At 53.2% G+C, this 8,456-nt stretch carries 7 protein-coding genes; 5 read left to right on the top strand and 2 right to left on the bottom strand.

Features of this window, described 5'->3' with window-relative positions:
• Together EJV46_RS07825 and EJV46_RS07820 are read left to right on the top strand one after the other, a co-directional pair.
• On the top strand, window positions 1-461 hold a 461-nt coding region (locus EJV46_RS07825), incomplete at its 5' end, for a UDP binding domain-containing protein (RefSeq protein ID WP_131547982.1).
• 47 nt (window positions 462-508) lie between these two features.
• Complete coding sequence (locus EJV46_RS07820; RefSeq protein WP_131547981.1) at window positions 509-1,489, top strand: FkbM family methyltransferase; 981 nt, start codon at window positions 509-511, stop codon at window positions 1,487-1,489.
• Between the two features lie 617 nt (window positions 1,490-2,106).
• On the opposite strand, the gene EJV46_RS07815 is transcribed toward EJV46_RS07820, so the two are convergent.
• Together EJV46_RS07815 and EJV46_RS07810 are read right to left on the bottom strand one after the other, a co-directional pair.
• A complete protein-coding gene (locus tag EJV46_RS07815) occupies window positions 2,107-2,781 on the bottom strand; it encodes a hypothetical protein (RefSeq protein ID WP_131547980.1) in 675 nt (224 codons plus the stop codon).
• Window positions 2,782-2,906: 125 nt separating this feature from the next.
• Window positions 2,907-4,004 carry a GSCFA domain-containing protein gene (locus tag EJV46_RS07810; protein ID WP_165585401.1) on the bottom strand — a complete coding sequence of 366 codons (1,098 nt, stop codon included), beginning with the start codon at window positions 4,002-4,004 and terminating at the stop codon, window positions 2,907-2,909.
• Window positions 4,005-4,246: 242 nt separating this feature from the next.
• Here EJV46_RS07810 and EJV46_RS07805 point away from each other — a divergent pair, with 242 nt between their 5' ends.
• The 3 genes from EJV46_RS07805 to EJV46_RS07795 all read left to right on the top strand — a co-directional run bounded on the left by EJV46_RS07805 (window position 4,247) and on the right by EJV46_RS07795 (window position 8,234).
• The gene (locus EJV46_RS07805; protein ID WP_165585400.1) at window positions 4,247-4,894 is read left to right on the top strand and encodes an FkbM family methyltransferase; all 648 of its coding nucleotides are present in this window, start codon (window positions 4,247-4,249) and stop codon (window positions 4,892-4,894) included.
• Between the two features lie 20 nt (window positions 4,895-4,914).
• Complete coding sequence (locus EJV46_RS07800; protein WP_165585399.1) at window positions 4,915-6,942, top strand: glycosyltransferase family A protein; 2,028 nt, start codon at window positions 4,915-4,917, stop codon at window positions 6,940-6,942.
• 290 nt (window positions 6,943-7,232) lie between these two features.
• Complete coding sequence (locus EJV46_RS07795) at window positions 7,233-8,234, top strand: glycosyltransferase (RefSeq protein ID WP_131547976.1); 1,002 nt, start codon at window positions 7,233-7,235, stop codon at window positions 8,232-8,234.
• Window positions 8,235-8,456 lie beyond the last annotated feature (222 nt).

Raw genomic sequence — 8,456 nt, 5'->3', positions numbered from 1 at the left:
GGCTGGTCGAGACCACGATCGCGGTCAACGACAGCCGCAAGGTCGCGATGGCGGACCGGGTGATCGAGGCCTGCGGGGGCTCGGTGGCGGGCAAGACGATCGGGATCCTGGGCCTGACCTTCAAGCCTGAGACGGACGACAGGCGCGACGCACCTTCGCTGGAGATCGTGCCGAAGCTGGTGGCGGCGGGCGCGGTGGTCCGGGCCTTCGATCCCGAGGGCATGGAGGTGGCCAGGCCGCTGCTGCCGGAGGCCGTGACCTACGTGTCGAACGCCATCGAGGCGGCCACGGGGGCGGACGCCCTGGTGCTGCTGACGGAATGGAACGAGTTCCGCAACGTCGCGCCGGAAAAGCTGGCGGCGGCGATGTCGGGACGCATCCTGCTCGACCTGCGGAATGTTTACGATCCGCCCGCCATGCGCGAGGCTGGCTTCACATACCATTCGATCGGACGAGTGTAGCTAGCAGAAGCAACCCTCAATTTTATCTGCCCGCCAGGAGTAAACAGATGCCCATTACGGTTGAAAAGACGAGCCAGCGAAAGGCGGAAAAAAACTTAGACGCTGATCGGTTAATCCTCGAACACTATCAGACGGATAAGCCGAAATTCGCCTATATCGCGGGAGGAACTAGAAAAATCGCGATAGACTCATCTGATAATAGGGCCAGGATGCAGTTATTACGCCATGGAAAAGTGTATTTTTCCAAGATGCAGACCATTATATATGCCGCCCATGAAATTCTAAAGCCCACCTTGTACATTGATGTTGGCGTAAACTACGGGGAGTGTCTTTTTAATGCTCCAAAGAATACGCCGACCAAAATAGTTGGATTTGAAGCAAATCCCAATTTAGAAAAATATATTACCAAGAGTATGCGCTACAATAAAGACCTAAATGTCGAACTGGTCCAGAAAGCTGTTTCTAACTCTTCTGGCGAATCCCTTCCATTTTATATTAATACCGCTTGGTCAGGAAAATCCAGTGCCGTCGTTCCCGATAACGTCGACGATGCTGGTCATTTTCAACAAATTTCTGTACCGACAACAACTTTGGACGAAGAACTCTACGCGAATTTCGCTGGCGGTACGAACTTGGTTATCAAAGTGGACGTCGAGGGATTAGAACCGAAAGTTATCGAAGGGGCTCAAAAGATTATCGACAAAGCCGGAGCAGCGGCAATTTTTATTGAATTCGATACTAAATTTCTAGCTGGAACTGATGCGGCGCAAGCTTTCTTCCAGACGCTCGCAAAGTCATTTTCCGTTTATATCGTTCAACGGCAAGGGCTGACTGCTATTGCTGGATTTGAGAGTTTGGTTCAGGACTACGCCAAGAATGGGCGAGTTCATTGCGACCTTCTCCTATTCCGGGCCTCCAGCATGGCTGAAGAGGGTCTTGTGAGTCACTTGTGCGCCAGATCCGTTGCAAGAATGGCGGAGAGTTTCTGGAATGTCCCGGTCTCACGACGAGCAAAAAAGCAAGCGTGATACAAAGAGGGGCGGGTGATCCGCCCCTCAAACCGATCAACTCGATTAGTTATCCCGCATTTGTTTGGTGAGCTCTCGCACAATGCTCGCCAAACGGGGTATCGCGCGCAGCCCCCTCTCAGAAATACTGCTGGCTAGCGGGCCGCTCTCAGCGCGCAAATCCTTCAATACCGCTTTGCCTTGCGGGGTCAGAGCGTGTCTCTCGGGAGCGCCCACCGGGGTATTTTCGATGAGCCCGGCCGTTACTAGCTGCTTCCGCGCGGATCTCCCAACGGCTCCTGCCGAAGCTCGCTTTGCAAGCTTCCCCAGACTTGCATCCGATCCAGAAGAACCCGCGGTCGCAACCAAGGCTGAAAACATGTCTAACGACAGCCCGTGCTTCTCTAGGAGTGCCGAACTTCGAACAGCTTCGGAGAACGTGTGGGACAGCAGTGTCAGGGCCAGGAACGCGTCTTCGTGCGACATGGGCACGCCTTGTGCCACGTGAGCAGCTGGTTTCGGGATATCTGTCATTGTCTCGCCTCTGTCGGTGTGAGGGATGAACCCGATGGTATTGAGCAGTGGACCGACGGCCACCACGCTCAACCCCGAAAACCTACGCGGAAGTTGATCTTACGTCAAGCGTTCGACAAGTGGTTGCCCTCGATCTTGGCAATACCAGCAACTAAATCTACCAGACAAACCGCTCCAAATTCGGCGTTCATATGCCTTATATCGCCCAGTTTATTGCGTCCGTACTTAGATTTCGTAAAGCTGTCGTTAAGAGTCGCAGCCGGTTGCTCGGTGAAGACGCTTCCATGCGACTTCGCAATCGAAGTGGCGGCCCAGCAAAACTCTTGATACAGCTCATTAGTGATGCTGGCGGGAAACATTGGATGCCACTTGCTGAAAGCTCGGCGCTGCCTGTCCGTCTCAGGCTTAATCGTCTTGAAATTTTCGAGGGGATTGGGTTGAGGCACAATGTAAATGGGTTTGGAAGTGGCTGTCCGCAAGCGGTCAACAATCCTAATGGAACCGGTCGACGAAATAAGCCCCTTCAAGGCCATCTGGAACACACTATCACTGACGAGTTGAGTGACGTTTGCGTCAAAGTCCTGATCGGAAATGTAGTGACGATAACAGCGATATTTACTAAATATACTAGCGCAAACGCCCAAGGATAGTTCTAGACCGATCACAACGAAACGATCATAGCCATCCAAATCAACTTCTGTAGGCGATCCGACTTTTTGGAGTCGCTGCATCAATGCTGGCCTATTTCGGGCGGTAAGCCGCCCATCGAGCACTTCCATCTCGCCCAGGTCGACGCCGGGGCAGTAGACGAACTCAGAAGGCCCTAGCTCCGGGTTAACCGATCGATCTAGCGCCTCCTTAATACAAACAACGTGCGAATTTCCGATTAGTAGCGTCCGATTCATCACCGCCCAAACGCCTCCAGTAATGCATCTTCGCAGACGAGGTCGTCTGCGTCGTCCACAGCCACATCTGCCAGAGAATTGGCCGGGTCCATTTCAGGTACTGCTGCTATGGCATCAGTGCTCCGCAGCGCTGGCTCGGCCCCCATATCATGTTGGGCAAAGAACACCCTCATGGCAGCCTCGACCCCAGCGGACGTAACCGACCTTAAGTTACCTTCATAAAAGGCTGCCTTCGAGAAATGCGACGCGATGAGATCGTAAGAAGGAAAATAGTCGATATCGTCGAACTGCTGCGCGAGGCGTCCCGCCACCGCGCGCAGAACTGATTTCGAGTACAAAGTGGCCGCAAGTACATGGTCACCACTTGCTGTAGCAGTTAGAGGGACCGGAGATACCGTCAAGAGAAACCGCATGTCAGGCCGCCGAGCTTTCAAAATGCGGCGGACTCGAATGAAGTCGCTATAAATGTCCGAATAGTCAAAATTGATAAACTCATACTCCACCGGGTCATACTGGCCAGCGATAGTTCCTGGCGCGGTAGGGAAAACAGTTCCAGAGCTTCGATGCTGCCAGGCTTCCGTCAAACCCATCGTGAATATGAACACATCCGCGCGAGCGAACATCCCCCTTACCCTTCCGAGATGGATCTCGCGATGGGCGACCACTTCTTCCGCGGACCTTAACCCTTCTGGCTCCACCGAAGGTCTCAGTGCATCGAAAAACCGGCCGTCTTTCTCCCAGATCCACTCGGCTGGCTTAAATTTGCCTCGCGCTTCACGCACCAATTGCAGCAGTTGCCGTACCGTATAGATATTACCATAGCGAGCGGAATACAAATGATATCCGTACTTATGGCCTTGGTCCTCAAGGAGGCCTGGCGGGGCCGGCTCAGCGTCGACAATACCGCAGCCCCTCTTGCGCAGCTGCCGAGATATGTGCTGTGCGAAACAGCTTCCGGCAGTAATAATTTTGTCGCGAGGATTAAGAGAAAATTTCTTAATGTATAGATCAGACACGGTATCGGGTGATTGTCTCGAAACGCCCGACCTCCAATAGGAGCGCTCAGGCAGACCCTGGTAGGGTGAAATGATGTTCATTTCGCTTTCCGATTCCTGAAACATCTATACGCTTAGCGAATATGCTCCGGCATGACCGGTCCGACAAGGACATTTCGCCAATGGCCGCACCTTCGGGCTAGACGCCGGGCCAGCTAGGCTCCGATTCATCCCGCCGACAATTCCGCTGATTGACCTAAGCGAAACCTTGAACTAGTGGTCTTTCGAGATCCGCACCACCTTAGCAGCGCTAATTTGCTAGGACAACTCCGTGGAGACGAATGATGGCGAATCGCTTCCTGCAAGATCTGAAGCTGGCCTTTCCAGATTTCGTTCCCGCCGTCGCAGTTGACGTAGGGGCGAATTCAGGTAAATCTACGCGAGATATTCGGGACGCTTTTGCCTTAGTAAAGATTCTTGCTTTTGAGCCCATTCTTAAGAGCTTTAATCTACTGCAAGAAGCTAGTTCCCAGCTGGAGCCGGTGGTCCCCCTCAAGTTCGCCCTGTCCGACCACAAGGGTTATGGGACCATGTTGAGCAATGGTGCGTCAAATGGGAATAGCTTTGTATTGCCTGGATCTAAGCCCAAAACACAAGAGGACGTCAACGTTGTTCGAGGCGATGATTTTTTAGCTGCTCAAGGTGTAGATGTCGTAGACTTTATTCGGATCAATACCTCTGGCTCCGAACTTTCCGTGCTTGCTGGCCTCGCCGGGCTTCTCAGAACCGGGAATATCAAGTCCATTCAGGTAACTTGCGCGTTTTCTGGGGCAAGCAATATCCACGCGCCGTTTGAAAAAGTTTTAGGTTTCTTGGCGCCGTTCGGCTACGATTTATTTGCCCTCAATAGCGTCGGCCGTCGCTCGGTTGCGGATCGACGCCCTGTGGTTGCCGGGGACGCGGCCTTTGTCCACGCCGGTCTCGCTTCATAGACCGAGGGCATACGATTGGTGTGCTCTCAAGCTGGGGTGCAGGAGTGTTAGGGCAACTTATATCAAAAACTGTCGAAATCATTCACGGCTTGCCGGATGGCCGCTTTGGCGAGGAATTTATTTCTGCCGTAGAAAGCGTATGCCGGGAGGATGGCGGTGGCCAGCCGGCCGTTAACATCGCCATCACGTCCGATGGGGCGCGCGCGCTTTCTGGTCTGCCGGGTCTAACAAACGGGGCCCGAGAGGCCCTTGTGTCTTGTAGGAATATTTTCGACGCGATCGCCATAATCTTTGCTGACAAAGGGGTGCGGGAAACTCTCCGCTCTCATCCAGTGCTGGGCAGGTCGCCTCGCCTTCAAGAGCTGATTCGAAGTGCCAGCGAGATCAGATCGCGGAAAGTGGCAGCTCCCAATCTTCTTGAGAGATCTAAGCTCGAATCTGATGCGTTTCGGCCCGGATTGCGCCAAGTATGGGATTCCCCGTTTGAATTTCGAACTGGGAGAGGACTACTACAGACCACCGTCGGGGAATTTGTCTCGCAGATGAGCAGGCCCGAACCCGAGGCGTTCTGGCACGCTCAGGCCGACGGCTTATTCGCATCAGATTTCCGATTTCTTATAGCAATTTTGTGGGACGTTGTCCAACGCGGCGAAATTGAGGTTTGTAGAAGGGTCAAATTTTATATTGGTGTACTGGCCGTACGTTATTATTTAATAAACAACGCTGCCGAAAGTGCGTATAATCTTGCGTGTCTTCTGCGTTCAGATAATAGTTTGCTGGTCGAAGTGCCGGCAGGCGAACTAGAGCGGCTCGATGATCTTGCGAATCGCTCCGCTTTGCGGAGCGGTAGAGTCCAGGTGGCGTCGCATGGATATGCAGCGAGCTTCCTCCGTAGGCCAGACAGCGCGTCAGCATTGATGAACTACTTCGGCGTGCTCTTTGTGGCCGATGCTCCTCATGCGAAGGCTATGGCGCGGTCTGTGCTGTTCAATAATACTAAGGTCTCGCCGTCAGATACCATTTTCTTGGCGGATTTTCTAGCGAATAACTCTTGTTATGACGAGGCTATGGCCTTTGCCTTGCGTCTTCTCCAGGCTAACCCGGCCTATGCGGACGCTTATCTCGGGCTTGCCCTAGTAGGGCGTAAGCGCGGCAATGTAGATATTTGGGCGAGTGGAATACTCAGATATGCGGAATTGTCCGGCATGCCGCTGCTCCCCTATGGTCACGACGAATTTGGTGGCGCTTTCTCATTCTCCGGCAAGCGCGAAGCCATTGCATCGGATCATCCCAAAATATCTGTAATTATGACAAGCTTTAATTCCGCTAAAACTATCGTCCGGGCTGTTCAAAGCGTCATGGCTCAGGATTTGGCCAACATCGAATTATATATTGTCGACGATGTGAGTGATGATAATACCCGAGATGTCGTCCGCTCCTTGAGCGAGCAAGATGGGCGCATTATACCCATATTTAATGATTGCAATAAGGGCACTTACGCTTCTAAGAATTCGGCAATCGAAGTGTGCCGTGGAGATTTCGTCACGTTCCATGACTCAGACGATTGGATGCATCCTAGCCGACTTAGAAGGCACTTAGACGCCGCGAAGGACGGCACGGTATGCACCACATCCCAATGGCTTCGAATGAGTGATGACGGTTCGGTCCTCGTTCGGCGAGGAGGCCCCTACACACATCTCAACCCGGCATCTACGTTCTTTCGTCGAAGTGCTCTCAAGGAAATCGGGCTGTTCGATTACGTGCGCACAGGTGCCGACTCGGAAATACTATTCCGCGCCCGCAGCCGTTATGGAATGAAAGCCGTTCAGTCTCTTCCGTTGACGCTCGGAATTGGCCGGCATCACCAAGACTCGCTAACTCAGTCCGGCGCTACCGCGTTCGACGAGTTCCGGTATAGTCCGGTGAGGCTAACTTATACCGAGGCGTGGCTTGCCTGGCATCTGGAGCAGTTGGCCAATGGGACTCCTGCGCACCTGTCGACGAAGGAATCCCGACCGTTCGATGCACCGGCCGAGATCTGTCCTTAGGCACTTCTTACAGTCGATTGCCAACTGATCCGGACCAGCGGTCAAGACCGTTCGCCCGTCCCTTAAGCCGCGATCGCGAAAAATGCGACAGTGTCTCACGCAAGCCATAAGGCTGTTCGGGGGCTGAGGGGAAAAACAATGCATCAGCATGTCCATCGTATCCAAAACCTGGCCTGGCATGCTAGCACTCTCCTCCAGTTCGGTATGCAGATGGATCTTTGACCTCGGCTCACTTTAAGAGTAGCCAACTCATTTCAGACGTTCGTTCACGGTAGTTCCCAGAGGGCGCAATGGCGATAGAAAATCTCGTTAAAATGGGCTTCTTGAATCGGCTGGAGCCGGCCACCGAAAATTCTGCGGTTCGAAGCACTGCCCTCATGTTTGTGATCGATTCAAGTTTTTTGCTGCCCTTTAAAGTTCTTTTGTACACCATTGCAAAAAATTCGTCCGGGACGAAGCTTCCGATTATTGTCCTCACGCAGGACGAGGCCGTCCTAAAGGATGAAATTGTAAAGGCCGTTGCTGATGAAATCCGATTTATCGGCGAGAAGGAAATCGAGCAATTCAAGGTAATCTCATCGCGGCGCATTCCCGACCGCTATAAACTGGATTGGATACCAAAATATACGTTCTTAAAGTGGTCGATGTTTGATGATTATGGCGTTAAGCAGGTCCTTTTCATCGATGCTGATATTCTCTGCCTGAATTCTTTCGAGGACCTTCTGGCAAGCGATGCTCCGGGGGATATATTCGGCGGGCCCCGTTTTATGGAACATCTCATATTGAGGGAGGATAAGAAGCCCCATAGTGAGGGCAAGATATTCCGTAACCTCCGCAATATGGCCAAGGGTCGGTTCGACGAGCAGCATAATCGCCTCAATAGCGGTGTTTTACTCCTACGCGAGAGAATGCTGAACCCGAAGTTTAGGAAAGAACTGCTGGAATTCGCGTCCAGCCGGGAGTACGTCAACGAGCAAAGTTACTTGACGGCGTTCTTTTCGCAGTCCGAGGAATATCATCTTTCCCTTATAGCCTCCCGCTATAATTTCGGTGCTGGTTCCCTATCTCAGCTCTCGATTTTGCCGGAACTGAAAATACTCAAGGATATCGTGTTTCTCCATTTTCCGGGCCCCCGCAAGCCCTGGCTGACCGAGGCGAGTCCGACGTCCCGCTTTTCTCACGTGCTATGGCACCGAGTGTGCCAGGAGGCAGCGACGAGAACTCGTCTTCTCGGAGCCGAGAAAGTGGACTTTTCGAGCTTGGCGGCTGACTTTCGGGAAGCGGATATGTGACTACATCGTTCCCGACCCGCCTACGGCCGACCTGGAGAAAGATGGGCCAAGCTTAGCCCCTTTGGTCGTCATGGGCCGACGGCATGGGCCGCGGCCGCACCCGGCAACCGATTGCGGGGGCATCCTAACCTGCTGAGTGGGTCGACCTTGCTGGCGGGCCTCGCCTGTTCCTGGCCGCGAGCCCGCAATAGCCGAACGAGCCCCGCTTCACACAATCCCCCT

The sequence above is a fragment of the Roseococcus sp. SYP-B2431 genome (assembly GCF_004336745.1).
GTDB lineage: Bacteria > Pseudomonadota > Alphaproteobacteria > Acetobacterales > Acetobacteraceae > Roseococcus.
Note: the sequence above shows the minus strand (reverse complement) of the source record. Positions and strands in the feature narration are given on the sequence as shown.

Excerpts from the sequence above, each read along its gene's own strand:
- EJV46_RS07820 (WP_131547981.1), top strand. The coding sequence starts at position 509 with ATGCCCATTACGGTTGAAAAGACGAGCCAGCGAAAGGCGGAAAAAAAC.
- EJV46_RS07815 (WP_131547980.1), bottom strand. The coding sequence starts at position 2,781 with ATGGAAGTGCTCGATGGGCGGCTTACCGCCCGAAATAGGCCAGCATTG.
- EJV46_RS07810 (WP_165585401.1), bottom strand. The coding sequence starts at position 4,004 with ATGAACATCATTTCACCCTACCAGGGTCTGCCTGAGCGCTCCTATTGG.
- EJV46_RS07805 (WP_165585400.1), top strand. The coding sequence starts at position 4,247 with ATGGCGAATCGCTTCCTGCAAGATCTGAAGCTGGCCTTTCCAGATTTC.
- EJV46_RS07795 (WP_131547976.1), top strand. The coding sequence starts at position 7,233 with ATGGCGATAGAAAATCTCGTTAAAATGGGCTTCTTGAATCGGCTGGAG.